Here is a 25,561-nt window from a genome sequence, read left to right as displayed (position 1 = left end):
AAACTTATAAACCTAATTTATTAAAACTTGATACGATCCGTTCCATACGGTGCTCTTTGTGCACGACTCAAGAAACGATTAGCCTCCGCGTCATTGATAAACTGTTCTTTTTTAGGATCCCAATTCAATTTACGAGGTAATTTCATGGCTACGTGAGTAATTAAACAAACCGTACAAGCCCTGTGACCTATTTCGATTGGAGAGATAGGCTCTTTTCTACTTTCAATACAATCAAGCCAGTTGCCATGCTGCTCATCTGAGTGATATAAATGTATTTCTTTCTCTCCAATGACAGATTCTAAAATGGCAGGATTGGAAGCATCAATGGCCTTTGCCCTAACTTTTGAGGTTGGGTCAGTTGGTGTGGCGGAATAATCTCCTCTGGAAACAAAAATCCAGCCTTCGGTACCTTCGTATCGGATACCATTTGGAAATCCTCCACTCGTATACATGGTCACGCCATTAGCATATTCTGCCTTTGCCATAAAGTCTCCGTGAACGTCCCAAACTCCTGATTTAGGAAACTCGGCTACGGCTTGAACAGACACGGGGCCTGTTAATTCCGTATCCATACCCCAAGCCGCAGAATCATAATGGTGCTGTCCCCAACCCGTAATCATACCTGCGCCAAACTGTTCCATACGTAACCAGCCAGGTCTGTCATACCCCACTTGTGGATGAACACTTAATTCGGTATAAGGGATATAAGGTGTCGAGCCTAACCACATGTCATAATTAAAGCCTTTCGGCACTGGCATGGCTTGAACCACAGGACCACTTGGGTCACCCGGTAGACCCACTTTAACGGTATGTAACTTTCCAATTCGACCGTTTCTTACCAATTCAGCAGCGCGTCTAAACTGACTAGTGGAACGTTGCTGAGTACCCACCTGCAAAATTCTACCCGTTTTTTTAATGACATCTGCTAATTGACGTCCTTCTTTTATGGTCAAAGAAGTGGGTTTTTGTAAATAAATATCTTTGCCTGCTAAAGCTGCTTCCATGGCAGGTTGTGCATGCCAAAAGTCAGGCGTACTAATCATCACCGCATCAATGTCTTTATTCAATAACATTTCACGGTAATCGTCATACATCTTCACGTCGATATAATTGCTTTGCCCGGTCTTCTTCGTATAGTATTCTTCCACCAATTTTTTAGTGTCTACCGTACGATTCCGATCTACATCGCAAACAGCCATGATTCTGGCTTTCTCATACCTCCATGTACTAGGTAAATCATGGGTACGAGCAATACGTCCGCAACCTATTTGACCAATGTTTATTTTGTTACTTGGAGCATCTTTTCCGCCCAATACATGAGCAGGTACAATGCTTGGGAACCCTAAAGTGCCAACAGCCCCTAGGGCAATGTTATTGATAAATTTTCTCCTTTTCATCATTTAGCCGATATTTTAGTAGCTTGTTTTTGTGCTATAAGTGCCAATTCCGTTGCTAAGAAACAATGGTCTTGTGTCATAGCTGTTTCGGTTCTATTTAACACGTCATTAACCAAAAGTTCTCCATGTGGAAGTTCCACATTTTTACAATCAATGTACAAAGTTTCTTTGTTGGTCACTAAATATAAATGACTTCCTGTTCCATGTGGAGAAGCTATATCCGTATTTTTACGAACCTCCATATATCCATCAGTTCCCAAAATCGTCAATCGACCATCTCCCCAAGTATTTAACCCATCTGGGGTAAACCAATCCACCCGAATGTATCCCGAACCTCCATTTCCACGCAACATCAAATCTCCAAAATCTTCAAAATTTGGATATTGAGGGTATTTGTGATTGGCAACCTGAGAAGCCACAACCTGCCCTTGGGTAGATTTTGTGAAATGTAAAAATTGATCTACTTGATGCGAGCCAATGTCTGTAATGATGCCTCCATAGTATTTCTTATCAAAAAACCAGGAAGGCCTAGATGGAATACTCATACGGTGAGGCCCTGTTCCTAAGGTCTGAACAACCTTTCCGATAATTCCTGTTTGTGCTAATTGACTAGCCTTTTCGGTCGCTTTGTTTTCAAAACGCTCAGAATAAGAAATGGAGTAAATTCTCTTCGTTTCCTTTTGAACTTTACGCACTTCTGCTAATTGTTCTAAGGTGGTGATACCCGGCTTATCCACCATATAATCCTTACCCGCTTTCATTACGCGAATGCCCAATGGTGCTCTTTCTACTGGTGTAATAGAACTTAAAACCAACTGTATAGATGGATCTTCCAAGATGGCAGCTTCACTTTTTACCAGTTTAGCAGTCGGGTATTTCTTGGCAAAATCTTTGATTAACTCAGGTTCCTTGGCATAATAAGATACAAATTCCCCTCCTCCACGAATAATGGAATTAGCCATGGTATATATATGCCCGTGATTGATTCCAATAACACCAAATTTTAAACGTGGTGCAATAATCTTTTCTTGAACTTTAGGAACAAACAAGGACGTGCCATCTTTGATGGGGCCATGCATCGATGGCATAAAAGCTAGACCTGATAACAGGCTGGCATCTTGCAAAAATTTCCTACGGTTAGAAGCATTTTCTTTCATGGGGTATATTCCAGTTTTGTGATACTAATTCTAAAAGTAATAATATTTGTTTTCTTACTGAAAACAACCCTTTTTTTAATCAATGGAAAAAGAAAAAGGCTTACCTAAGTAAGCCTTAATATCTAGATGACCTTGGATTAAACAGTCAATGTTGAGTCCACCACAATCCTGGTTTTTAATAATTTAGAGATGGGGCAATTAGCCTCCGCATCTTTTACTTGTGCTAAAAAAGTATCTTGGTCAATACCCGGCACAGTAGCTTTTAGTATCAATCGAGATTCTATGATAGACCCTTCTTCCATGTTAATTTCTCCTTGTACATCCAATACCTTTGGGGGGAATCCTGCTCCCGTTAAATTAAAACTTAATTTCATGGCAAAACAACCCGCATGCGCTGCCGCCACTAACTCCTCTGGGTTAGTTCCAATTCCATCTTCAAATCTCGTATTGAAAGAATACTGGGTATGGTTTAATACCCCACTTTGGGTAGTAAGTACTCCTTTACCTTCTTTCCCTGTTCCTTGCCAAACGGCATTTGCTTTTCTTATCATGACTTTTTATTTAGTTTTGAGACAATCAATATTTTCCAATATTACTCTATTTCTCTTACAATAATCCATGTTAACTCAGCTAATTTAAGGAAATCAACGAAAGTTAAATTGGCAGGAAGTTCAGATGAATGATTTTAATCTAATCAGCTTTTTTCAAACCATTCCTTGGTTCCTCCTTCTAGAAATTTAGCCTGAAATCCCAATGAAATTAATTTTTCAGCAGCCTGTTCAGACCTGCCTCCTCCTTTACCGCAAATAGTCACCAAAAGTGATTGATTCGCATTTGGAGGTAAGCCTTGAGGAAGGTCTTCCCCTGGCACATGCATGGCATTAGGAATATGTCGAGCATCAAATTCTGCTTTGCTTCGAATATCCAAAAGCAATAGCGATTCTTGATGTTTCAATTTTTCTTTGAATTGATCAATTGAGATTGATGGTATCATGTATTAATTTTTCCGCAAAGGAATGAATTTCAAGAATAAACTGCCGTGATGTTTATCACTTGGAAGAGACAATTTGGTATAACATACCATCCGTTTTGGTTATGATATAAATTTCTCCTTGAGCGTCTTGACCCAGTCTCAAATCAACTTTATTACCTTGAATCAAGTCTTTCCAGGTAACTGGCTTGCCATCCATTTGAAGGTGAAATTCTCGAATCCGAGCTTGGCTTCCTACTTTGATTTCTGAAATAGGTATATAAAATATTCTTCCCCGAACAATTTCACCAAAAATATATTTGCCTTGAAGACTAGGTACTGCTTTTCCGGTATACTCAAATCCACCCATGATGGCGTTACCTTCATCGTGGTCAAACTGAGCTATCGGATAGGTATATCCCATCTTAGCATCATTTTTTGGGAGTGGAAATACCGTATTTGTGCTGAGCGTAGAATCAATGGCAAAGGTACCTTCCCTTAATGGCCATCCATAGTTTTTGCCCGCTTTCAACAAATACAAAGATTCAATGTTTCTTTGGCCTATATTGGACACTATCACTCGTCCATCTTTTAACCAAGAAATTCGATTCGGGTTTCGGAAACCCTGAGCAAAAACCTCGTCCAATCCTTTTTTTCCTACGCAGGGATTGGATGCGGGTATCCCGTATTTGCCATTTTGACTATTTCTTCCCAATGGGTCAATGCGCAAGACTTTACCCCAAGCATGTTCACTATTATTAGGAATAAAACCTCTCCTTTGCTCCAAAGCCCCACCATCGCCTAATCCTATGTAAAGTAATCCAAAATCAGGGTCCCCCATTTTGGCATAAGGATTAAAGCATATTTCTTGCATACCATGGATCTGGTCAATCACATTAACGCGCATCACTTCCCTGGATTTACCACTTAACACCTTTGCATTTGGATCATCTAAAGTCCATTCCGTAATAATCCATTGTAATTTAACCCGAAGACTATCTCCATAAGTGAAATCAGAAATACCCTTAACTTCAGGCTCAGAATGGGTCGTATAAAAAAGCTTATTCTGAGCGAATAAGGGGTGAAATGCAAAACTCCCTAAACCCGTTGCCATGCCTGGTTTATTGGTAAAATGAGGAAAATGTTTGACCATGTCCAAAAATTCTGTCAACTGGTTTTGGGAATCCAATAAATAAATCTTCCCCTGTAAATCAGAAATAACACGTTCTTGAGTGATGGGATGAAAACTCATTTTATTAATCCGTGTATTCAACTGGGGCGTATGGATATAAGGAAACTTTAAAATCTTTTTAATCGTTAGCTTTTCGCCTGAAAATGGAATGCCTTCTGGTATCGGATTTTCTAATCCTAAACTAGCTTTATGGCCCAAATTCTTGGGCCTTGGTTTCTCCAAAATATAGGCTATCACATCTTGAAGATCTTGGGGATCCAAGTGGCTAAATCCCGGCATATAGGATTTGAATTTCTTGTACTTGTCTTGAGCCCTTGCGACGTTCGCGTCGATCAATGCTTTCGGGTTTTTAATAAATTCCAATAAATATTTTTTGTCTACAATTCCTTTTAAGCCTCCCAACTGTGGGCCAATACCATCTTCTTTAAAGTTGTGGCAATTGGCACAATTTTGATCGAATACTTGGGCTCCTCGACTAAGATTTTGAGAATGAACCGTAATGGAGATGGAAAAAACGAATAGAAAAATAGCTAAGGGTAATGTAAAAATTTTCATAGGTCAAATATGGCCAAAGGAGGCTTTTCCATGCAAAGAAAAGAAATCCCCTAAATTACTGTATCCTTGTCTTTCCTTCTTTCGAGAGAATGTGGTCAGGGTTTCTTTTTAAGCTTTTGATGAAATGCACATTCCTAAATCGTAAGGCACTCCAATCTTCGTCTATAGACACTTGACTAACTGGCTCAAATCCAATCTCTCCCATGGGTTCCCAACCTTGATCTCGATTAAAATCGCAGCTGTATTTTTTAGAGCTTCCTTTGGGATAACACATCCATAAAACCACATCTCCAGAAATTTTGCCTTGACAAGCCTTGACAAAGGATTGGATTTCCGCCCTGGAACTTACAAAAACCAAGGCATAATTCACTTGTTTTACCTGATCCAAGGAATGGAGTAAAACGGTCTCTTCAGGTACATTTTTTAACACTTTATGAAAAGCCTCTGGCGCGCTCAAAACTAAAAGTTCAGCCTGGTTTTTATAGGCAAGTTTTTTAAATAAAGGATCTAACATGGCTAATGACGACTTAAATCAGTAGGTAAACCATCTAGGCTTTTCAGGTTTTTCTCCAACATATATTCTTTTAGTTTTTCCGGACCCATTTGATTCGCCCAGGTAAAGTGTATATCTCTTTCTCCTTGGTATTCGTACAGGGGTACTCCATACCCACAAGAGGTCTGAACCAAATCAATCTTCCCTACAATAATTTGTCGGGTACTTGGAAAAATAGTAAAATAGGGCGCATACTGCTCCCAAAGGGCCGAATTTGGCAAAACGGTAAAGCCCTTTCCATATAAACGTAAAATGTTGGGGGTTTTATCGAAGGAACAAAACATGAAGGTTATTCGCCCATTTTCTAGGGTATGCGCAGAGGTTTCGTTACCCGAACTAATGATGTCCATATAAGCAACGGTATGCTCATCAATCACCCGAAATGCTTCTAATCCTTTAGGTGAAACATTTACCCGACCGTCTCCTTGAAGCGGTGCAGTGCCTACAAAAAAAAGATGTTGTTTTTCGATAAACTCGCGATGAGCTTCTGAAATGGAATCATAAAATTTGCCCATGTGATTGGTATTATTTGAAACAAATATAAGATTAAATCCGGTGCTCAAACTAAGCGTTTATCACTGTTTCCACCAAGCTTACTTATTGGATTTCAAACGATATAAATATGGTGCTTTACTCTTAGCTCCCGTAAATTTTTTGTCAAGCCGCTCCAATATCTGTAAATCCAACATTTTTTTCTGAAAGTTATTGGCAGGAAATGCCTTTCCATACACCGTTTCATATAATTCTTGAATGTTCTTCAAGGTGAAGGTCTCGGGTAATAGGTTATTGAAAAGTAATTTTTTATCTAAGTTTTCTTGAAGCACTTTCAATCCTTTTTGAACCATTTCTTGATGATCAAAAATCAATTTTGGCAATTCATTGATATCATACCAGCCAACACTTTCATCTAAATCAATTTTTTTGGGTATCACTTTTTCAAAATCAACCAAGGCATAATACCCAATACTAATGATGCGCATTTTTTTATTTTCCTCGTTAACCGGAGGTTCTACATCAGGATATAGCTCTTTGGCTAAACCAGAAAAGAGTTGGAATTCTTCATCAGACATACGATTAACCCGACCAAAAGTTCCAAATTCCTCCAAATACACATCTTGGATGCTTGTTCTTTCAAATAATATTCTTTTTGCCGCATCTTCTATGTCTTCTTCTTGTAAAATAAAACCTCCTGGCAGGGCATATATTTCCTCCGCTAACTTGAGTTTGCTTAAAATAAGCTTGAGTTTCTTGTGATGAAAGCCAAAAATGACACAATCCAAGGTCAGTTGAGCAATATGTTTGGTGGATTTCAAAGAATTTTGATTTATTTCAACACTAATTTATTGACAAATTTTAAGAAGAAAATGTTTTTATCAAAGTGATTTTCTAAAAAATAGAAAATCAAAATATTTTATTACATTTGGCTAAATTATCAAATTGATACAAAGAGAAAATAGCGTGTCAAGATGATTTAAAGTTGAAATTCTCTAAAATTTAAAATATACAAAAATGAAAAAAGCTAGTTTATTAGTAGGCCTATTCCTATTAGCGGGCATGTCACTACAAGCTCAGGTAACTACGGGGCAAAATGTAGCCGTAGTATCAACAGATGCCGGTAAAGTACGCGGTTATGTGCATGGGGGTATTTATACCTACAAAGGAATTCCTTATGCGGAGGCGGGTAGATTTGAGACAGCTCATAAACCCAAGCCATGGAATGGGGTACGCAGTTCCACCAGCTATGGCCCTGTTGCTTATTTATTGACGCCAACGACCCAAGTAGCTGATGAATCCGAATTTGTTTACAATCACTCTTGGGGTTACCCCAATGAAGACTGCATGCGTGTTAATGTTTGGACTCCGGGTATCAATGACGGTAAGAAAAGACCGGTATTATTCTGGATACATGGAGGTGGATTTACTTCAGGATCTTCACAAGAATTACCTTCATATGATGGGGAAAATTTAGCGAAAAAAGGCGATGTAGTTGTGGTGTCAATCAATCACCGATTAAACATTTTGGGGTATTTAGATTTATCCGCTTACGGGGATAAATATAAAACCTCCGCCAATAATTCTGTTTTGGACATGAAAGTTGCTCTGGAATGGGTAAAAGCAAATATCAGTCAATTTGGTGGCGATCCATCAAATGTGACCATATTTGGACAATCTGGTGGCGGGGCAAAAGTAAATACCCTAATGGCCATGCCATCTGCCAAAGGTTTATTCCATAAAGCCATCAATCAAAGTGGTGCCTTTACCACCAATATGCAGGATAAGTCGGTAACCCAAGCCATCACCAAGGAAGTATTAAATGCCTTACATATCGATGAGTCTAAGGTAGATAGTTTACAAAAAGTTCCTTTCCCTGCCTTAGCTGCAGCAGGTCAAAAAGCCTTGCAAGCGGTTTCTGCTAAATTAAAAGCAGCAGGAAAAGTTGTGGGTGGATTTGGCTTGAGCTGGGGTCCGAGTATCGATGCCAATTTATTACCTTATCAGCCCATGTCAGCAGAAGCTATGGAATTATCCAAACAAGTCCCTTTGCTGATTGGAACAGTGAAAAATGAATTTATGCCAACCCTTTTTTCAGGTATAAGTCATGATGCTTCCATGGCGGAAGTAGAAGCATACCTTCAAAAAACCTATGGTGCAAAGGCAGAAGCATATAAAGCTGCTGTGAAGAAAGCTTATCCTGCTGATACCAAACCAACTGATTTAATGGACGTAGACACTAGGTTCAGACCTGGTGCAGTAGACCAAGCCAACATTAAATCTGCAGTGGCTGGTGGAGCTCCCGTGTATATGTATTTATTCACCTGGCAATCTCCCGTTTTTGATGGAAAATACAAGGCCATTCACTGCGTTGAACTTCCTTTCTGTTTTAATAACATCGCTCGTTGTGAAGAGATGACAGGAGGTACTAAAGAAGCCTACGCATTAGCCGATAAAATGAGTCAAGCTTGGATTAATTTCGCTCGTTTAGGAAATCCAAATCACAAAGGATTGCCTACATGGCCTACCTACAATACATCAAATACCTCAACCATGCACTTTGATAATTCATGTGTCGTTAAACCTCAAATGGACAAAGAATTATTTGAATTAGTAAAAACGAATTAAGCCGTTTCTACCTAGCAAAAAGCCTCGACAAAAGTCGGGGCTTTTTTGTTTACTAAAATGGGATGAGTGGGTATATTAATCTCCCATAGATCCATAATTTTACGGGATTAAATGTACATCCATGAAATTACCCTTATACCAAGTAGATGCATTCACGAATCAATTGTTTGCAGGAAACCCTGCCGCCATTTGCCCTTTAGATCAATGGTTGGATTCGGACTTAATGCAAAAAATTGCGGCAGAAAATAATTTAGCAGAAACCGCCTTTATCGTTAAGAATGGGGATAAATTTGACATCCGATGGTTTACTCCCAGTGTAGAGGTGGATTTATGTGGTCATGCCACCCTGGCTGCAGCATTTGTATTATATCATCACTTAGGCATCGTTTCTGATGAAATCGTGTTTTTTTCACCTCGAAGTGGGGATTTAAGTGTTGAAAGAAATGGCGACTTGCTAACCTTGAATTTCCCTGCAGATGACATCCAACAAATTGATTTTGATTGGAATGAGTTTAAAGGATTGGATATCACCACCAAGGAAGTTTTCAGGGGCAAAACTGATTTTCTATTTGTCTATGAAAACGAGGATCAAATAGCGAAGATGAAACCTGATTTTCTTAAAATCGCCAAATTACCTGCCCGCGGGATTATCATCACCGCACCTGGGAATGAAGTCGATTTCGTTTCTAGATTTTTTGGGCCACAATCAGGGATCAATGAAGATCCTGTTACTGGTTCAGCGCATACCACCCTGATGCCATATTGGGCAAAACAAAAAAATAAAACCCAACTGAAAGCCAAGCAACTTTCCCCTCGAGGAGGTGATTTAGCCTGTGAACTCCTAGGTGACCGGGTGAAAATAAGTGGGACTTGCGTTTTGTATTTACAGGGCGAAATTTTTGTCTAAAAGCCACTAATAGGTAGATGTCATATCCTCCACTACACAAATAATATAATCCGCAATTTGACTGTTTTCGGGGCTCAGTTTTTTAATATCTTTTTGACTAACTGTGGCTATCGTGGCTATCTTAATTTCTGGTTTAGCTAACCTTAAATACCATGAAATTCCTTCATAATTCTCTGAATGGTAGGAGCCATTGACATGAATAAATAGCTGAGGTTCTGACCAGTTTTTCAAAATAAAATGAGCCATCGTGGCGTCTTTCAAGGCTTGAGCTTTAGGCATATTGGGGGTGGCATGTCCTGCCATCATTGTCATCATTTTTTGATAGCCTGGTAATTGGCTATCGTAGGGAATGGGCAAAGGAGCTATCCAAGATTTTTCCTCTTCACTTAAGGCATTTAAAGATTCGAAACCGCCCTTAGAGACCATACTAGCATGCTTTCTGGGCACATTTGTCGCAATAAATTGGACTTGATTTTCTTTAGCAAAATTTACTAAGGGAGCATAATCTGTCTTATAATTTTTCCAAAGTCTGGCGCTAGAATCTAAACCCTTGGCTGAAATTTTTCCAGCTAGATAGGCCGACAATGCCCCTTGATTATCTTGTTCAAACATCTCAGCTCCTAATATGATTTTTCTCTGTAAAAAACAGGATTGAACAATCTCTAGTTCTAACCAATGACTGATGGGATTATTATGTAATTCCCCAATGAGCACTACGTTTTGTTTTTGTAAATGCTTGATCATTTTCTGATAGGAAACTTCCTTTCCTTGGGCATTAAATAAGCGGTAAGCAGGTTTATCTTGTGCGAAAAGGCCGGCAGGAAAAAGTAGTATTAGCAATAAGCAGATTCGCCTTGTCAAATTCATCATTTCTTTAGCTGTTGATTTTCTTCAAATTAGAAAAAATTTGCACATCAAAATACGAGACTACTATAAAAATAAAAAGCGGCCAAAAATGGCCGCTTCTGGGTAGAACTACGGTGTAAATTTATTTTATTGGAATTAATAGGCTTACATTTTCCCATCCAAAAGTAAGTCCAGCAGGAACTAGCTTATATTCCAAGGCTTCTTTAAAATCAGATTTACTTGTTTTGACAGTAATCGTAAAGGCATCTTTTTCTGGATTTCTGGTTGTTTCGCCTCCTCTTTTGATGCCCCACTGACCTACTTCTGTACTGAAAATCACTTGCCAATCACCTTCACTTGGCAACATATAAATACTGTATTTACCCTTTGCTAAGGTATTTCCAGCAATGTTCAAATCTGCATCGGTTTCAATGATTGTGGCTGAATTAGCCCCTGCTCTCCAAACTTTACCAAATGGCACTAATTCTCCCCAAATTTTTCTTCCTTTTACAGATGGGCTGCTATAGACAACCGAAACATTGGCTTTTCCAATAGTTCCAGTTACCGTTACTTTAGGGCTTTGTGGTGGACGTGGTGCATCTTGTCCAAATGAACTACTTGTCACCATCAAAAGACAGCATACAGCTAAAATAGGCTTTAAAAATGTGTTGATTTTCATACGATTATGGGTGTTTATTGTTTAGTATTTTTTTCTGTTAATTCTTCATAAGCCATTTGGAAATTATTCTTTAAGAAATCTCCGTTCATTCCTTGAACTCCATTTACCGCGCTTAACTTCATGACTTCCTCTTTTGTTTTACCGCTTTTAATTTCGGCAGATACATGAATAATTAATTTTTCTAAATAATCGGTTAAAGTCAGTAAATCCTCTTTTTTGCAGGTAATTTCCGTTGGGTTAAAGGCATGACCGTAAGTAAAAATGGTGTCCTTATCAAACTGCTTTTGAATTTTATCATTCACATGAATCCAATTAGCCACACTAGCTCCAGCACTGCGATCGATGATAGGATACCGCTTATTGCCGAATAAATCACCTAAATGGACAACATTGGCATGCTCAAAATGAATGGCCACATCTCCGTTAGTATGTGCCGGCCCAAAATAATGAGCCCTAATTCTTTCTTTACCGATTTTAGCTGTCCAGGTATCTTGAAAGGTTTCGGTAGGATAATATTGTTTGTCCTCTGTTTTCGCGCGTGCGGCGGCGGCTATTTGGTTTTTCAATGAGTTCTCATGAGCCACCACTCGATTAACTATTCCTTTAAAAGCAATATTCCCACTGGTATGATCCCCATGATGATGGGTATTCATCAATAGCTGAATTTTCTGATCGGATTGTTTTTTCAACTCATCGATAACATGTTGGGATTGGTCAGGAAACTGTGTGTCGACTACTGCATATCCATCCTTAGTTTTCAATACCGCTATGGTACCCCCTCTTTCACTAAAAAGAGAAATACCCCCACGTAAATCTTTCCAGGTAAAAGCTGGACCTTGATATAAAGATGACTGTGCAAATAGGGATGATTTTGACCCTAGAAGACATGAAAGCAACAAGGTATTGGCAGAGCCTTGAATAAACTGTCGACGTTTTATCATTTCTATTACGTTTAAATTCAAATGTAATTGAGTAATACCAATGGCTTTAATTTTTGAGACCAAAACATAAAGTAATCTCACGAAATCCCCCTATTTTATGGGAATTAATCAATTTTCGGGAGTTTTATTTAATGCCTGTTCAATTCTTGAATCAGGAATAATCCATAAAATGGCAATCCCATAAAATATCAATAAGCTTACCATGGGATAAAAAAAGGCAATTATTATACCGGAAAAATATCCACCCGTAGAAATTCTCTCCTTCCATCGGTCAGTTAGTGCTTGACCGATGGTCGACTCATGTCCTTCATGTTTAATGGCTAGTTTTTCCAATACTAAAAAGGCTAAAGCACACATCAATAAAACAAAACCATATAAGGCTACTGTATTTTTCGCAAAGTCGTTTTCTCCCATCCATCCCGTAACAAATGGCAATAGAGATAACCAAAATAATAATGCCAAATTGGCTAATAAAACTTTCCCATTAACCCGTTCTATGGCTTGAAACATATGATGGTGATTATTCCAATAAATCCCCACATAAATAAAACTAAACAGGTAGGAAAGAAATTTAGGCATTAAGGGCTCCAATGCCTCAAAACTTGCTCCATGAGGAACTTTTAATTCCAAAACCATGATGGTAATGATGATGGCTAATACCCCATCACTAAAGGCTTCTAAACGATTGGTAGTCACAGGAATACAATTTTTGGAAAGGTATAAAAAATTTGAACTAATCTGACGAACTGGGCATTTGTTTTTTACCTACATACAAAGCCACAATTACAATAACCGTTCCTATAAGCGTGTAAATGGTAATAGTTTCGCCACTAAATAGATAGGCATAAAAGTAGCCAAATAGGGGACAAAGAAAAATCCATAATGAGGCTGAAATGGGGTCTTGATCAATCAAATAAAACCATAACCATAAGGCTATAATAGACACTGGAATGATTAACCAACTTACTGCAAACAAAAAGCGTAGATCAAAATTTGCCTCCTGAAATGAAGCAAAACTGGTAGTAAATGGCAACATGAAAATTCCCCCCAATAAAACCTGCCAACCATTAATAACCAATGAATTTAACTTCCAATCTGTTCGAACATAATAAACCGTAGCCGCAGAAACGGTGATAATACCACCAATTAAAATCACCAAACCCTTCCATACGGCCGGCTCTACTTGTAATTGGGGATAAGATGCAATCAAAATTCCGGCTAAGCCTAGTACTAAACTTCCCATTTCTTTTACTTGAGGTTTTCTTTGTAACAAAAGAGCCGAAAGAATAGTAATGAATATAGGATTTGTAGCGGTGGCCAAACTACCAATCCCCGGACTTAGGAATTTAATAGCCATGACAAAGGCTCCTAGGTAAATGGTGGAATTAAATAAGCCAAAAAAGGATAATTGCCTCAGCTCTTTCCAGCTCGGTTTTATCCGATGTTGGGGCCGAAAGAAATAAGAGATAAACAAAATAAAAATACCTGCAAAAACTAAGCGAACATTGGCTAAAATAAAGGGATGAACCGAAAGAATTCCCATTTTTGTGGCCACTGCCGCAGATGACCACAACATAGCAAATAAAAGGCCAAAAGCGACATTTTTCATGGAATCTAGCTGAGGGGCTGGTAGGGAAATGCCATAATCGCATTAGATAAAATTGATTAAAAAAATGGCATTTCTTGCCTTGCTAACAAAGAAAAGAAATCTTCTTTTAAAATAAACTATTGAAAACCATATTTTGGGATTAATTTTGCGTCCCTTTTCTAGATAAAAAATACCTACACTACATGTCAAAAAAGTCAAATCGGACCAAAATTATATTAATTCTCGGAATACTATCTGCGATAGGGCCCTTATCCATTGATATGTATTTGCCTGCCTTTAAAAATATGGCGGCAGCCTTGCATTGTTCTCAAGAACAAATGGGCTATACCTTATCTAGCTTCTTTTTTGGTATTTGTCTAGGGCAATTAGTCAATGGGCCCCTTCTAGACCATTATGGCAGAAAAAATGTCCTATACATTGGACTAAGTATTTACGTCATCAGTTCATTCGGCTCAGCATTCTCCTTCACCGTGGAACAACTCATCATTTGGCGCTTTTTTCAGGCCATTGGTGGAAGTATTGGAATGGTTGCCCCTAACGCCATCATTCGAGAAACATTTAAAGAAGCCGAAAGACCTAAAATTCTTTCCTTGATGATGCTAATTCTGGGGGTTTCTCCCATCTTAGCTCCTTCCTTAGGTAGTTTGCTTTTAACAATTACTAACTGGAACATCATCTTTGTATTGTTGGGAATTATTACGCTTTTCATCATTTTCTTGATCAAAAGTTGGTTACCAGAAAAAATCAATAAACACCCGAAAGGGCCATTTAAATTGGGAAGTATTTTAACCTCCTACGTGGCACTTTTACCTGAAAAACAGTTTTTAACTTTCGCTATTTCAGGGGCCATAGGCTCCGGTTGTATCTTTACCTTTGTTTCAGGTGCCCCCCTTACTTTTTTGAATTTTTACCATGCTGATGAAAAGCAATTTGGTTGGATATTTGCCATGGTGGCATCTGGGATTATTGGTGCTAGTCAGTTTAACCACTGGATATTAAAACGTTTCAGTAGCCAACAAGTTCTTTCTTTTGTTTTACCCCTTCAGTTAATATTGGGGATTACCCTTGCCCTATTATCTAAATTTGGATTGATTAATATTCAAATCAATATCCTACTTCTTTTCTTGATTTTGGCTTGTCAGGGTTTAGTATTTCCGAATATCATCAGTCTGGCTTTACAACCTTTCCATGAAGGGGCTGGTGCGGCCTCTGCCATGATGGGGGCTATGCAAATGGCCTGGGGATCTATCTGCGCAACCTTACTAGGGTTACTTTTTGATGGTACTCCTTTTACCATGGCTATCATCATGGTCTTTTGCGCCTTATCTGCCAATTTTATTTTATTTGTACTGGGGAAAAAATACTTTCAGCCTGTTCAAGCCTAAGCTATTGACGGTATTAATGAGTACTCTTAAGCAAAGTAAAAAGTAAATCCTTGAGGTATTTTTCTACAAATATTTGCTTATTCTCGTTTTGACAATCCGTCAATTTTGGCAAATACATACTAAAGAATAATTGAGAATGAGAGGTCTCTATCAAGGTACTACTCAAAGAGTGAGGATATAAATAATTTGAGTCATAGGTTTGTATCAAACTAGAAATACGCTCACATAAATCCTTGTAAGGTTTAAAAACCTCATGTTGATTGATTTCCTTAACTTCTTTAACCAAATACACCTTGCTGCTCTCTGAGACCACTATTTGATGTAAATAATTCTTGTTATAATCCGTCTGACCAATACTCTCGGGCAAAGCACGCGTTAGAAGCTCAACTAATTTTTCTAACTTAGATTTTGAATTTTGTATAGGTTCTAGCTGGATTACCACCAAATATTCCATGTAAGACCAATACCAATTTAGAATATAAAGAAGGAGGCGATGCTTATTTTCAAAGTAACGATAGATGGTCGCCTCGGTCGTATTCATTTCAACCGCGAGTTTTTTAAACGTAAAATGTTCAAAACCCAATTGAAAAATTAAATCTATGGAATGTTTCACTATTTGCTTCCCCAGTTCAGTACTTTCTGGATCTCGCAAGTAGATTTTATCATTGACCTTAAAGCTTAATGAATAGTCCATGCCCTTAGAAATATTTTACAAACATAAATGATAGAAATACTATCTCAAAACATTTTTTAATTTTATTCGTAATAGTATTACTATTATTTAAAAAAGTGTTTTAATTTTGTCTGAGAAATAAGCATGTATGATGAAAAAACAACCCATTGATCGAATAAGCAAACTGGTCGGTGATCATAAAAAAGAGATCACATCCATTTATTTGTTTTCAATAGTAAGTGGTTTAGTGAATTTAAGTCTTCCCTTGGGTGTACAGTCCATCATAGGTCTGGTAATGGGTGCCACCATGGTTACCTCCATCTACATTTTAATCTTTTTAATCGTATTGGGTGTATTTTTAGTAGGTCTGCTCCAAATCAATCAAATGAAGATTATTGAGGCATTGCAACAAAAAATATTCACTCAATATTCGTATGACTTTGCAGTTAAAATCCCCAAAATGGATTTGATGAAAAATGACCAATACTTCATCCCAGAAAAAGTATCTAGGTTCTTTGACATTGTCAATATTCAAAAAGGATTCGCAAAGATTTTGCTAGACATTCCTATGGCGAGTGTACAGATTCTTTTTGGAACGATTTTATTGTCTTTATACCATCCATTTTTCATCGTATTTAGTATAGCCTTATTACTCACGTTAGTTTTTATATTGTACGGAACTAGTCAAGTGGGTATTGCAACCAGCATAGAGGAATCTAATTATAAATATGGCGTAGCTAATTTCTTTAGTGAAATCGCTCGAACTGTCAAGTCTTTTAAATTCAGCCAGGGCTCTAACTTAAATATCGATAGAACAGATAATAATGTGAGTCAATATCTGTTAGCAAGAACTAAGCACTTTCATGTATTATTATTTCAGTATAAAACCTTAGTCACATTTAAAGTCGTTTTGACCATTTTAACCCTTTCCTTAGGTGCCTATTTATTAATTAATCAACAAATCAACTTAGGTGAATTCATTGCTGCAGAAATTGTGATTTTGATGGTAATAGGTGCCGTTGAAAAATTGATCACTAGTCTAGACAGTGCTTATGATGTGATTACAGGCTTAGAGAAATTGGCTAGCGTGGTAGAAAGCCCCATGGAATCTTCTGGTGAACTTGAGCTAAATGTTGCGCAAGGGATACAAATAGAAATTAACCAATTGTCTTTCCAATTCCCATCAGGTAGTCCTATTTTTGAAAACCTTTCTTTGCACATTAAAGCAGGCGAAAAAGTGGCTGTGTTGGGAGAAGAAGGCGCTGGTAAATCCATGTTTTTAAGATTACTGACAGGAAATTACCAGAGTTTTAAAGGGTCTATTTTAATCAACCACATCCCTCTTCAAAATTATAGTTTAGCCAGTTTAAGAAAACATACAGGTGTTTTATTACATGGCCAAGAAATTTTTGGAGGAACCGTTTGGGAAAATATCAGCCTAGGACAAGAAGAGATAAGTCCCAAAGTCATAATGGAAACTGCTCAAAAGTTAGGTTTTGAGAATTTTATCTCCCATTTCCCGAAAGGATTTGACCATCAAATAGAGCCAATAGGCAAAAAAACGCCCCAAACCATCATCAGAAAAATATTATTACTTCGGGCTATTTGTGGTTCCAAAAATTTACTTCTTTTGGAAGAACCATGGAGTGGGCTAGATCTTCCTAGTGCCGAACGCTTGAAAAGCTATTTGATCAACCCGGCGAATCAAGCCACAACCATCATCGTGTCGAATGACCCAGATTATGTAAGTGCCACTGATCAACAAATCAACTTATAACATGGAAAATTTTAAGTCATTCAAATTAATCTATCAGCAAGGCAAAAGTACCGAAATACGCTTTTGGATTATCGGGCTTTTATTAATTAGCCTGGGTATTATCTTTCTTCCATGGACTCAAAATATTCAAACCAAAGGAAACATTACCAGCCTATACCAAGAACAAAAGCCTCAAAAAATTTATAGCCCGATAGCCGGTAAAATAACGAATTGGTGGGTAAAAGAAGGAGACATCGTTCAACCAGGAGACACCCTAGTTAGAATAAGTGAGATCAAGGATGATTACTTAGATCCTAATTTAATTGGTCGAACCCAAGACCAATTAAACGCGAAAAAAGGGTCATTGGAATACTACATCCAAAAAGTAAAAGCCACGGAAGCACAAATAGCTAATTTAAAACAATCAAAAACATTAAAGAAAAGTCAGCTAGCGAATAAGTTGATTCAACTTCAGCAAAAAATCAATGCCGAAAGAGCTGAATTAGTAGCGAGTACCAATGAGCAAAACTTGGCGAAAGATCAATTGGACCGTTATCAGCAGATGTATAAAGAAGGTTTGATTTCACAGACTCAATACCAACAAAGAAACGTTTCAGCACAAAATGCTTTAGCCAAAAAAATCATGTCTGAAAATAAGGTAAATCAGACTATTCAAGAAATCAATAACACACAAATAGAACTGAAAAGTGTGGATCAAGAATACGATGAAAAAATCAATAAAGCAGACAGTGAAAGGTTACAAAGTTTAGGACAAATAGAAACCAATAAAGGGGAAGTAGCTAAGCTGGCTAACCAAGTCACCAATTATTCCATTAGAAATGGCATGTACTACATTTTAGCCCCTCAAAGTGGCCAAATAGTACAGGGTAAAAAAACGGGTATTGGGGAAATCATCAAAGAGGGTGAAGAACTTTTGAGTATTGTTCCTCAAAATGAAAATTATGCCGTAGAAGTATTTGTTAGGCCTGTGGATTTGCCCCTCATTTCTCCTGGGCAATCCATCAGATTCATATTCGATGGCTTCCCGGCCATTATTTTCTCTGGAGGATGGCCTGAGCAAAGTTTTGGTACCTTCGCTGGTAAGATTTTGGTAGTAGAAAATGCCATCAATGAAAACGGCCTTTTTAGGGTCATAGTTCAAGAGGACGCCCGTTTTAAAAAATGGCCCAAGCAGATAAAAATTGGTGCAGGAGTTAAGGGTATTATTTTGTTAAACGATGTACCTCTTTGGTATGAATTATGGAGAAATATCAATGGCTTCCCTCCTGATTTCTACCATGCTAAACAAGATAAAAATACTGCCTATGAAAAGTAATATAATTTGGTTTTTATTACTGGCCAATTTGTCTTGGGCGCAAAACAAAACCTTGCATCCAGAAGCCTTTTTAAAAATTGTAGAAAAATATCATCCAGTGGCACGTCAAGCCCAGATTGATATCCGTAAATCTGATGCTCAAATTCTAGCGTCAAGAGGTGCGTTTGATCCTATTTTAAGGCATTATATTGCGAGTAAAACCTTGGATGGTGCCAGTTATTACCAATACAATGCCCCGGAACTTAGTATTCCTACTTGGTATGGAATTGAGCTTAATGCGGGAGTAGAAAACTTACAAGGAAATCGTTTAGATATTAGCCAAACCATGGGGCAAACTAGCTACATTGGAATTCAAATTCCTGTGGCTAAAAACCTCTTGATGGATAAAAGAAGAGCCGCCTTGCAACAAGCCAAATTGATGAATAAAATGGCCTTTGCCGAACAAAGGGTCGTTTTGAATCAATTGTTTTTAGAAGCCATGGAAGCCTATTGGCATTGGTTAAAATGTTATCAAGCCCTACGAATTACGAACCAAAACTTAGAGGCGGCTAGAAAACGAGTAGATTTTGTCAGAAGAAGTGTAGAATTAGGTGATAGACCCGCTGTGGATACCTTGGAGGCCAGCACACAGTTCATGTACATGGACAATCAAAACCTAGCCAAAATGGTAGAATATGAAAATTCGACGCTTCAGCTTTCAGCCTTTCTCTGGCAAGAAAATAATACGCCTAACATCTTAACAAAAGACGTAAGCCCAGCCGAAGTATGGGGAGATTTTAGTCTATTTTCTAATTTTGATTTAGACCTGAATTCTATTTTACAAAAAGTTGATTCCTTTCATCCTGAAATACAAGCCTATCTTTTCAAAATTGAAGGGCTTAACGTGGAGAAAAAATTAAAGTTTCAAAGTTTATTACCCAAAATTGACCTTCAATACAATCACCTCATGAAGGATAAATATTCCTCCAATGCTGGTGCATTATTTGCTAATAATTACCAATATGGAATCAAGTTTGAACTTCCTTTGCGGCTTTCATCTGGAAGAGGAGAATACCAAACCGCCAAGTTGAAGGTGGAGGAAACGACCATCCAACTATCACAGAAAAAACAGCAGATCCAAATCAAAATAAACAGCTATTTCAATCAATTTCAGAATCTTAAGAAACAGATACAAACCCAGGAAAAAGCTGTTACCAGTTACCAAGCTTTAACCAAGGCAGAAGAATCTAAATTTTCTCAAGGGGAATCATCCTTGTTTTTAATCAACAGCCGAGAGATAAAGGCCTTAGAGGCTGCTGAGAAATTATTGGACCTAAAGGCCTATTTATTTAAAACCGTCTATGCCTTACAAGCAAGTGCCGGCCTTTTGATTTAAATAAAAAAGGCAAGAAACCGACTTGCCTTTTGTCTCTTCTTTCCCCTAAGATGCTTGATAAGCTAGGATGTCAGCCGGTTGACACTCTAAAGCCTCACATAAGGCCTCCAAAGTGCTAAATCGAATGGCTTTAGCCTTCCCTGTCTTTAATATGGATAAATTGGATAAGGTTAAATCGACCTTTTCGGATAGTTCATTTAAAGACATTTTTCTTTTTGCCATCATGACATCTAGATTTACAACAATAGGCATATCTATACAGTTAAATCGTTTTCTGATTGTATCTCAATTCCTTTTTTAAAGATTTGGGCAAAAATAAAGATCACCCCCGCCAAAAAAAGTGTTTCCCCTCCATTCCATTCTAAATTGGGTAGCTCTAAATACTCTTGATAAGCATAAGAGCCAAGAGATAAAAGCCAAAGAGTCAAAATCATAATGCTTATTTTTTCCATCAAATTTGCGACTTCCCATTGAAATGGATTGGACAAATTAATTTTTGATAAGGTTTTAATGACCAAATGAGCTACATAGGCCTTTATGGCCAAAAGGCCAGCTGTCAAGGCAATCACCAAGCTATAATCCACTAAACTCGATTTTTTAAGCTCATACAAATTCCATCCTTCGTAAAGATCTTTGGCGACTATTTCATTGAATAGACTCAGGGCAAAAGTGAAAAGTATAGCCCCACATTTAATCATTAGGCCTATGAATGCGACCCAAGAAAGCACATTCATGACGGTTAAAATACTCTGTGTTTTCGTTTTCATTAATTTGTTGTTTAAATTGTTTTGCAAATTTTAAACAATATTTATTGATAAACAATAAATTTATAATAATTTTCAATAAATTTTTATTGATGATAAGGATGGCTATTAAACAAGAACCTTATTTTTTATGCGTCACTTTATATACCTTTCCTTCCTTATCATAGGTAGTCCACTCGCCCGTTTGTTTACCTTGATTGAAAAAACCCGAGCGCAAAATGGTACCGTCTTTTCGATACCATTCCCAATACCCCGTATAAATACCTTGGATATGCTGGCCCTTTGCCCAAAGTGATCCATCTCGATGAAAAAGCTCATATTTTTCCTCCATAATTAGTACGGTTTAAATCTTAGTTAAAGCATGCCCATAGGTCTTCCCTCATGAAGGAGAATATTGACCTAAAAAATAACCTCATTAATTTCTATTCTTCACTTGCCATTGGTAGTAATACCGACAAATGGGATAATAGAATAATGCCACTAAAAGCCAAATGATATAGACTTCTGAAAGACTCAATCCAACAAAAGCTTTAGGTCTACTTAATTGAAAGCCGAATGCCAAATCAGCCCACTGAAAGCCTTGATTAAAAATGAAAATAAACAAAAGGAGGTGGAGGACAAACCAGTGGCTAACAAAAAAGAATAGCGGTACTCGTCCAAAACTTGAAATAATTTCAACTAATTTCTTCCCTAAAACCGAACGTAAATTTACCAACAAACACATGATGCCTAAGGTTAAGGCGGTAAAGCTCAAGCTTGGTGGATATTTGGAAACATTGAAAAATGACATCCCTTGTTTGACCCATGTCCCATCAGTTAAAGCCGGAGAATCTCCTCCTAAATTTAGGAATCGAACCGCCAAAAATACGGTTAAAAAGACTAGCCCCATTTGCCAAAAATCCTTATCCGATTTCTCCTTAAAATAATACCCTAGTGAAAAACCCAATAAACATATACCTAACCAAGCTAGCGGCGGATAACCTACAACTAGAAGGGTTCCATTAGGCAATGGAAAGGCATTGGGACTAATTAAAAATGAAAGCGCCTGAAGCCACGAAGGTTGAAGTAACAAAAGGGCTTGCTGAATTAAGATAATACCAATAGCCAAACCTAAAATTTGCCTGGTTGAAAAACCATGAACCAGTCCGATGATCACCATGGAAAACCCTATGGCACTTAACACGTCAATGAGTATTAGTCCAAAATGAATATCAACAAACAATCCAAAATTAACAACCGTTAAATCCAACAAAATTAAACCTAGCCCACGGCGGATCATACGTAGCCGAAATTGCCCTTTATCTTCCGTTCTTTGATAGACCAAATAAGCTGAACTTCCGGCTAGAAATACAAAAATTGGGGCGCATAAATGGGTGATGATACGAGTATAAAAAATAGAAGGACTGGTTACAGCCAAATCCGTGGGAGATTGATCAATAGCATGGATATGAAACAAATCCCTCACATGATCTAGTAACATGAGAATCACTACCATACCCCTTAAAAAATCGATGGATTCTACTCTTTTTACCATGTTACATGTACTTTTTAATCATAGTCCAACCCAGATAATCCATTTAAGGCAGTAAATAATTCTTAGTCTTTAAATGCTTAATTAAGGGAACTCATTCTTTGCCATTTCAAGATCCTCAATATTCCCTAAATTAAAAATAAAATACATAAAATAGCTCCAGTATTTGAATATACAATTCCACTAAATATTGTTTTTTGAGGGAATAGGCCAATGCCTACTCCCCAACATTTCATTTATCTAAAATAATTTTAGGGTATTTATTTGCCTAATACGACACTGAAAATATATTCGGGAGAATTGATGTTTAATGAATTGTTTGAGGATTGATAAATCCTCCATTCCGCCCGAAGCATCATTTTAGGAAAAAGCCTAAAGTCGGTATTGATAGAAGCCGATTGAAATTTGGATTCTGGCGCTAAAATAATCGCATTGGGGTCTGAAAATTGCTCCAGTCTACCTGCTAATTTCCATGTTTCACTTAGCTTGGCTTGCACCATCAAAGCTTCTCCGTGCCAAAATGCATGTTGATAACCTAAGTCTGATATAAGGACAGCCTTGATTTTTTTTGATAAGGGCACAACCACATAAAAATCATGAAATAAGCGGGTTCCATTACCTTCATTTCCTATAAATCCACTTGAATTCCAGATCCAAGAATTAGCTGAAGTATATATAATTTGAGTGCCAATGGCTGGTCTTAACTCATGAATACGCTGCCATCCTCTTAAGCCAAGAAGCGTGTAAGACCATGAAGCATTGGGTTTAAAATTAATACTTATTCCAGACTCATAGTAGGGAGAGTTTTCTGCAATAAAACTTCGAGAAAGAGTCCAATTATCCGAATTTTTTACAGATTCATAACCTAAATGCGACGGAAATACACCCGCCATGATGGACCAATTTTTAGCTAATTGATAGGAAATATTCATTTCAAAAACATTCCTCCAAAACGTAGGTTCATTCGCTAAATTTCGTCTGGCATATGAACCTAACATACCTGAAATCTGGGCATTAAATGGTCCCTTTTTTAGGGAAATTCCTAGGATTCCTAGATTTAAATCCCACTGATTAGCATGGGCATGATTAAAAAAAATGGGCTCTTTTTCATGAGCTGTTTTTTGAATTGGATCTACCAAATAATATCCTTCTGCATAAGCGTAAAATCCAAGAATAGATTTAGTAGTTGAATCTTGCTGACCCAAAAGCGGAAAGGTAAAGAAGATAAAAAGTAAAATTTTATTCACTAGATTTTCTAGGCTTCCCATAATTCTTATTCAGGTGCAGGAAAAATCAATTTTTTAAACGCCCGTTTTCAAGGGATTTTTGCCTCAAACTCCTTAAATCTTCGATCTAAATCTTGACGTAATTTCTGTTTGATGGCCGCTTCTTTAATAAAACTATAGTCCAAACTATTATATACCAATTGCTTTATATTGGCATAGGTAAAAAATGGATAGGACTTAGCCAATAATACAAACTGCTCAGTTAAACTAGTCCGAAGGACACCGGCATCGTCCGTACTAATTACCATCGGAACCTTAAAATCGTGGTACAATTTAATGGGATGCTTATCGCCCTTGATTTGTAAAATAAATCGGTTAGAAACAAGGTTCACTTCAACCGGAATTTTCTGGTGACTCATGTACCTCAAAAGCTCATAACTATGCTTTTCATAAGGCATATCCACGCCATGACCAATTCGATTAGCTTTTGCTGTATGAATAGCCTCATCAATATGCCAAGTCAAATTTTCTGGGGCCACTTGGCCCATGGCTAATTCCCCGGCGTGTAAAGAATATTTCACTCGAGGAAATTTCTGGTGACAAAACTGAAACATCAACATGTGTAAACGATAATCCTTCATGGAATTTTCACCATGTTCAGGAGCCACCATATTCACCCCCACCACTAAATCACTTTGGTTAGCCGACATAAAGCTAATGACGATGTCCTTAAATAAATCAACGGGATTTTTGAATCTCAATACATACTTTTGATACCGCATGCTAAATCTTTCATCGTCAATTTTCAAGCTATCATGAAGATGTTGAATGAAAGAATTATTCCAAATTACCGCCTGATTCATCGACTCCTTTTGCATCAACTTCGAATAAATATTTTCCAGTAAATTCAAAACGGCTTGTTGGTCTGACTGATGCATCAATTGACGTAATTCAGCATCATAAGCTGTTAAATCTTGAATATTTACCTTGGAATAAACGGGAGTAAACATGGTTTCAAGGTAGCTCACATTTTCGGCTATAGCCCGATTCTTTAACTCCACCATGCCAGGCGCATATTCTTCATGTAGAGCCGGTAAAAATTTATCAAAAGACTCAAAAAACAATTGATCAGAAGGATAAAACCCTGTATAAAAATCCTTTACGGACCAGCGCCTTAAAATCTCATTTTTAATCCCTTCCAATCGACCCTCCGAGGCAAGTTCAGAAAATCGTTTCCAATTCTTTTGGCCCGCTTGATCCTTAGCCACAGCCATCGTTTCAGTATGAAGGTAGTAATCCAATTTAATGGCTTTTTCCAAAAGGGGTTCCGCGTAAATAGAGCCACTAAAATGATGATGCAAATCTCCTCCTTTGGGCATTTGGGCCATAAAAGCCGTCAACTGAGCCTCATTATTTCTAATTTTCTGCAAATATTGTGCAGCTTTTTGCTCCTGCCCCAAAAGACTAACAGGAATAAGTATGTTAAAGATGAGGGCTAAAATGTATTTCATGAATTAGTATAAAGGTACTTGTTGATTCAAAGGGCTCTTTAAAATTACGGGTAATTGAATACATTTGAACTAGAAACA

At 37.6% G+C, this 25,561-nt stretch carries 26 protein-coding genes; 6 read left to right on the top strand and 20 right to left on the bottom strand.

The window, feature by feature from the left end; all coding sequences use genetic code 11:
• Nucleotides 1-20: 20 nt before the first annotated feature.
• The 8 genes from ACST15_RS05740 to ACST15_RS05705 all read right to left on the bottom strand — a co-directional run bounded on the left by ACST15_RS05740 (nucleotide 21) and on the right by ACST15_RS05705 (nucleotide 7,137).
• A complete protein-coding gene (locus ACST15_RS05740; protein ID WP_459454000.1) occupies nucleotides 21-1,397 on the bottom strand; it encodes a Gfo/Idh/MocA family protein in 1,377 nt (458 codons plus the stop codon).
• Nucleotides 1,397-2,554 carry a Gfo/Idh/MocA family protein gene (locus tag ACST15_RS05735; protein ID WP_459453734.1) on the bottom strand — a complete coding sequence of 386 codons (1,158 nt, stop codon included), beginning with the start codon at nucleotides 2,552-2,554 and terminating at the stop codon, nucleotides 1,397-1,399. The genes ACST15_RS05740 and ACST15_RS05735 overlap by 1 nt, the downstream gene beginning before the upstream one ends.
• A gap of 137 nt (nucleotides 2,555-2,691) precedes the next feature.
• Nucleotides 2,692-3,105 carry an OsmC family protein gene (locus ACST15_RS05730; protein ID WP_459453733.1) on the bottom strand — a complete coding sequence of 138 codons (414 nt, stop codon included), beginning with the start codon at nucleotides 3,103-3,105 and terminating at the stop codon, nucleotides 2,692-2,694.
• A gap of 143 nt (nucleotides 3,106-3,248) precedes the next feature.
• Complete coding sequence (locus tag ACST15_RS05725; protein WP_459453732.1) at nucleotides 3,249-3,548, bottom strand: rhodanese-like domain-containing protein; 300 nt, start codon at nucleotides 3,546-3,548, stop codon at nucleotides 3,249-3,251.
• Nucleotides 3,549-3,603: 55 nt separating this feature from the next.
• Entirely contained in the window at nucleotides 3,604-5,271 is a 1,668-nt protein-coding gene (locus ACST15_RS05720) for a PQQ-dependent sugar dehydrogenase (RefSeq protein ID WP_459453731.1), read from the bottom strand.
• Nucleotides 5,272-5,326: 55 nt separating this feature from the next.
• Nucleotides 5,327-5,785 (bottom strand): hypothetical protein, encoded by a 459-nt coding sequence (locus ACST15_RS05715; protein ID WP_459453730.1) that lies wholly within the window; start codon nucleotides 5,783-5,785, stop codon nucleotides 5,327-5,329.
• Between the two features lie 2 nt (nucleotides 5,786-5,787).
• Nucleotides 5,788-6,339, bottom strand: coding sequence for a pyridoxamine 5'-phosphate oxidase family protein (locus ACST15_RS05710; RefSeq protein ID WP_459453729.1), 552 nt, complete (start codon nucleotides 6,337-6,339; stop codon nucleotides 5,788-5,790).
• A 78-nt stretch (nucleotides 6,340-6,417) separates the two neighbouring features.
• Nucleotides 6,418-7,137: an NUDIX hydrolase gene (locus tag ACST15_RS05705; protein ID WP_459453728.1), complete on the bottom strand. Its 720-nt coding sequence runs from the start codon at nucleotides 7,135-7,137 to the stop codon at nucleotides 6,418-6,420.
• 196 nt (nucleotides 7,138-7,333) lie between these two features.
• Here ACST15_RS05705 and ACST15_RS05700 point away from each other — a divergent pair, with 196 nt between their 5' ends.
• Complete coding sequence (locus tag ACST15_RS05700) at nucleotides 7,334-8,944, top strand: carboxylesterase/lipase family protein (protein WP_459453727.1); 1,611 nt, start codon at nucleotides 7,334-7,336, stop codon at nucleotides 8,942-8,944.
• A gap of 121 nt (nucleotides 8,945-9,065) precedes the next feature.
• Entirely contained in the window at nucleotides 9,066-9,851 is a 786-nt protein-coding gene (locus tag ACST15_RS05695) for a PhzF family phenazine biosynthesis protein (protein WP_459453726.1), read from the top strand.
• 6 nt (nucleotides 9,852-9,857) lie between these two features.
• Here ACST15_RS05695 and ACST15_RS05690 read toward each other — a convergent pair whose 3' ends face one another.
• The 5 genes from ACST15_RS05690 to ACST15_RS05670 form a co-directional block, all read right to left on the bottom strand.
• Nucleotides 9,858-10,721, bottom strand: a complete 864-nt coding sequence (locus ACST15_RS05690) for a ChaN family lipoprotein (protein WP_459453725.1) — start codon at nucleotides 10,719-10,721, stop codon at nucleotides 9,858-9,860.
• Between the two features lie 118 nt (nucleotides 10,722-10,839).
• Nucleotides 10,840-11,376: a DUF2911 domain-containing protein gene (locus ACST15_RS05685; RefSeq protein ID WP_459453724.1), complete on the bottom strand. Its 537-nt coding sequence runs from the start codon at nucleotides 11,374-11,376 to the stop codon at nucleotides 10,840-10,842.
• Between the two features lie 14 nt (nucleotides 11,377-11,390).
• Nucleotides 11,391-12,317 (bottom strand): MBL fold metallo-hydrolase, encoded by a 927-nt coding sequence (locus ACST15_RS05680; protein ID WP_459453723.1) that lies wholly within the window; start codon nucleotides 12,315-12,317, stop codon nucleotides 11,391-11,393.
• 108 nt (nucleotides 12,318-12,425) lie between these two features.
• Nucleotides 12,426-13,013 carry a TMEM175 family protein gene (locus ACST15_RS05675; protein WP_459453722.1) on the bottom strand — a complete coding sequence of 196 codons (588 nt, stop codon included), beginning with the start codon at nucleotides 13,011-13,013 and terminating at the stop codon, nucleotides 12,426-12,428.
• Nucleotides 13,014-13,050: 37 nt separating this feature from the next.
• On the bottom strand, nucleotides 13,051-13,926 hold the full coding sequence (locus tag ACST15_RS05670) for a DMT family transporter (protein ID WP_459453721.1): 876 nt from the start codon (nucleotides 13,924-13,926) through the stop codon (nucleotides 13,051-13,053).
• Between the two features lie 182 nt (nucleotides 13,927-14,108).
• Here ACST15_RS05670 and ACST15_RS05665 point away from each other — a divergent pair, with 182 nt between their 5' ends.
• A complete protein-coding gene (locus ACST15_RS05665) occupies nucleotides 14,109-15,311 on the top strand; it encodes a multidrug effflux MFS transporter (RefSeq protein ID WP_459453720.1) in 1,203 nt (400 codons plus the stop codon).
• A 13-nt stretch (nucleotides 15,312-15,324) separates the two neighbouring features.
• On the opposite strand, the gene ACST15_RS05660 is transcribed toward ACST15_RS05665, so the two are convergent.
• Nucleotides 15,325-16,005 (bottom strand): TetR/AcrR family transcriptional regulator, encoded by a 681-nt coding sequence (locus ACST15_RS05660; protein WP_459453719.1) that lies wholly within the window; start codon nucleotides 16,003-16,005, stop codon nucleotides 15,325-15,327.
• Between the two features lie 127 nt (nucleotides 16,006-16,132).
• Here ACST15_RS05660 and ACST15_RS05655 point away from each other — a divergent pair, with 127 nt between their 5' ends.
• From ACST15_RS05655 to ACST15_RS05645, 3 genes are read left to right on the top strand one after another with little or no spacing between them, the layout of a single operon-like run.
• Nucleotides 16,133-17,761, top strand: coding sequence for a peptidase domain-containing ABC transporter (locus ACST15_RS05655; protein ID WP_459453718.1), 1,629 nt, complete (start codon nucleotides 16,133-16,135; stop codon nucleotides 17,759-17,761).
• A 1-nt stretch (nucleotide 17,762) separates the two neighbouring features.
• Entirely contained in the window at nucleotides 17,763-19,076 is a 1,314-nt protein-coding gene (locus tag ACST15_RS05650) for an HlyD family secretion protein (RefSeq protein WP_459453717.1), read from the top strand.
• A complete protein-coding gene (locus tag ACST15_RS05645) occupies nucleotides 19,066-20,451 on the top strand; it encodes a TolC family protein (RefSeq protein ID WP_459453716.1) in 1,386 nt (461 codons plus the stop codon). Before ACST15_RS05650 ends, ACST15_RS05645 begins: the two co-directional genes overlap by 11 nt.
• 45 nt (nucleotides 20,452-20,496) lie before the next feature.
• Here the strand turns inward: ACST15_RS05645 and ACST15_RS05640 are convergent, their stop codons facing one another.
• The 6 genes from ACST15_RS05640 to ACST15_RS05615 all read right to left on the bottom strand — a co-directional run bounded on the left by ACST15_RS05640 (nucleotide 20,497) and on the right by ACST15_RS05615 (nucleotide 25,483).
• Nucleotides 20,497-20,703 (bottom strand): helix-turn-helix domain-containing protein, encoded by a 207-nt coding sequence (locus tag ACST15_RS05640; protein ID WP_459453715.1) that lies wholly within the window; start codon nucleotides 20,701-20,703, stop codon nucleotides 20,497-20,499.
• A gap of 2 nt (nucleotides 20,704-20,705) precedes the next feature.
• Complete coding sequence (locus tag ACST15_RS05635) at nucleotides 20,706-21,218, bottom strand: DUF2975 domain-containing protein (RefSeq protein ID WP_459453714.1); 513 nt, start codon at nucleotides 21,216-21,218, stop codon at nucleotides 20,706-20,708.
• A 118-nt stretch (nucleotides 21,219-21,336) separates the two neighbouring features.
• Nucleotides 21,337-21,546, bottom strand: coding sequence for a toxin-antitoxin system YwqK family antitoxin (locus ACST15_RS05630; RefSeq protein ID WP_459453713.1), 210 nt, complete (start codon nucleotides 21,544-21,546; stop codon nucleotides 21,337-21,339).
• An 84-nt stretch (nucleotides 21,547-21,630) separates the two neighbouring features.
• Nucleotides 21,631-22,749: a DUF1624 domain-containing protein gene (locus ACST15_RS05625; RefSeq protein ID WP_459453712.1), complete on the bottom strand. Its 1,119-nt coding sequence runs from the start codon at nucleotides 22,747-22,749 to the stop codon at nucleotides 21,631-21,633.
• 257 nt (nucleotides 22,750-23,006) lie between these two features.
• Nucleotides 23,007-24,014, bottom strand: coding sequence for an outer membrane beta-barrel protein (locus ACST15_RS05620; RefSeq protein WP_459453711.1), 1,008 nt, complete (start codon nucleotides 24,012-24,014; stop codon nucleotides 23,007-23,009).
• A 47-nt stretch (nucleotides 24,015-24,061) separates the two neighbouring features.
• Nucleotides 24,062-25,483, bottom strand: a complete 1,422-nt coding sequence (locus tag ACST15_RS05615) for an adenosine deaminase (RefSeq protein ID WP_459453710.1) — start codon at nucleotides 25,481-25,483, stop codon at nucleotides 24,062-24,064.
• Nucleotides 25,484-25,561: the final 78 nt, after the last annotated feature.

It is taken from the genome of Aquirufa sp. Wall-65K1 (assembly GCF_054558475.1).
Note: the sequence above shows the minus strand (reverse complement) of the source record. Positions and strands in the feature narration are given on the sequence as shown.

Excerpts from the sequence above, each read along its gene's own strand:
- ACST15_RS05740 (WP_459454000.1), bottom strand. The coding sequence starts at position 1,397 with ATGAAAAGGAGAAAATTTATCAATAACATTGCCCTAGGGGCTGTTGGC.
- ACST15_RS05735 (WP_459453734.1), bottom strand. The coding sequence starts at position 2,554 with ATGAAAGAAAATGCTTCTAACCGTAGGAAATTTTTGCAAGATGCCAGC.
- ACST15_RS05730 (WP_459453733.1), bottom strand. The coding sequence starts at position 3,105 with ATGATAAGAAAAGCAAATGCCGTTTGGCAAGGAACAGGGAAAGAAGGT.
- ACST15_RS05725 (WP_459453732.1), bottom strand. The coding sequence starts at position 3,548 with ATGATACCATCAATCTCAATTGATCAATTCAAAGAAAAATTGAAACAT.
- ACST15_RS05720 (WP_459453731.1), bottom strand. The coding sequence starts at position 5,271 with ATGAAAATTTTTACATTACCCTTAGCTATTTTTCTATTCGTTTTTTCC.
- ACST15_RS05715 (WP_459453730.1), bottom strand. The coding sequence starts at position 5,785 with ATGTTAGATCCTTTATTTAAAAAACTTGCCTATAAAAACCAGGCTGAA.
- ACST15_RS05710 (WP_459453729.1), bottom strand. The coding sequence starts at position 6,339 with ATGGGCAAATTTTATGATTCCATTTCAGAAGCTCATCGCGAGTTTATC.
- ACST15_RS05700 (WP_459453727.1), top strand. The coding sequence starts at position 7,334 with ATGAAAAAAGCTAGTTTATTAGTAGGCCTATTCCTATTAGCGGGCATG.
- ACST15_RS05695 (WP_459453726.1), top strand. The coding sequence starts at position 9,066 with ATGAAATTACCCTTATACCAAGTAGATGCATTCACGAATCAATTGTTT.
- ACST15_RS05690 (WP_459453725.1), bottom strand. The coding sequence starts at position 10,721 with ATGATGAATTTGACAAGGCGAATCTGCTTATTGCTAATACTACTTTTT.
- ACST15_RS05685 (WP_459453724.1), bottom strand. The coding sequence starts at position 11,376 with ATGAAAATCAACACATTTTTAAAGCCTATTTTAGCTGTATGCTGTCTT.
- ACST15_RS05680 (WP_459453723.1), bottom strand. The coding sequence starts at position 12,317 with ATGATAAAACGTCGACAGTTTATTCAAGGCTCTGCCAATACCTTGTTG.
- ACST15_RS05670 (WP_459453721.1), bottom strand. The coding sequence starts at position 13,926 with ATGAAAAATGTCGCTTTTGGCCTTTTATTTGCTATGTTGTGGTCATCT.
- ACST15_RS05665 (WP_459453720.1), top strand. The coding sequence starts at position 14,109 with ATGTCAAAAAAGTCAAATCGGACCAAAATTATATTAATTCTCGGAATA.
- ACST15_RS05660 (WP_459453719.1), bottom strand. The coding sequence starts at position 16,005 with ATGGACTATTCATTAAGCTTTAAGGTCAATGATAAAATCTACTTGCGA.
- ACST15_RS05655 (WP_459453718.1), top strand. The coding sequence starts at position 16,133 with ATGATGAAAAAACAACCCATTGATCGAATAAGCAAACTGGTCGGTGAT.
- ACST15_RS05650 (WP_459453717.1), top strand. The coding sequence starts at position 17,763 with ATGGAAAATTTTAAGTCATTCAAATTAATCTATCAGCAAGGCAAAAGT.
- ACST15_RS05645 (WP_459453716.1), top strand. The coding sequence starts at position 19,066 with ATGAAAAGTAATATAATTTGGTTTTTATTACTGGCCAATTTGTCTTGG.
- ACST15_RS05640 (WP_459453715.1), bottom strand. The coding sequence starts at position 20,703 with ATGCCTATTGTTGTAAATCTAGATGTCATGATGGCAAAAAGAAAAATG.
- ACST15_RS05635 (WP_459453714.1), bottom strand. The coding sequence starts at position 21,218 with ATGAAAACGAAAACACAGAGTATTTTAACCGTCATGAATGTGCTTTCT.
- ACST15_RS05630 (WP_459453713.1), bottom strand. The coding sequence starts at position 21,546 with ATGGAGGAAAAATATGAGCTTTTTCATCGAGATGGATCACTTTGGGCA.
- ACST15_RS05625 (WP_459453712.1), bottom strand. The coding sequence starts at position 22,749 with ATGGTAAAAAGAGTAGAATCCATCGATTTTTTAAGGGGTATGGTAGTG.
- ACST15_RS05620 (WP_459453711.1), bottom strand. The coding sequence starts at position 24,014 with ATGGGAAGCCTAGAAAATCTAGTGAATAAAATTTTACTTTTTATCTTC.
- ACST15_RS05615 (WP_459453710.1), bottom strand. The coding sequence starts at position 25,483 with ATGAAATACATTTTAGCCCTCATCTTTAACATACTTATTCCTGTTAGT.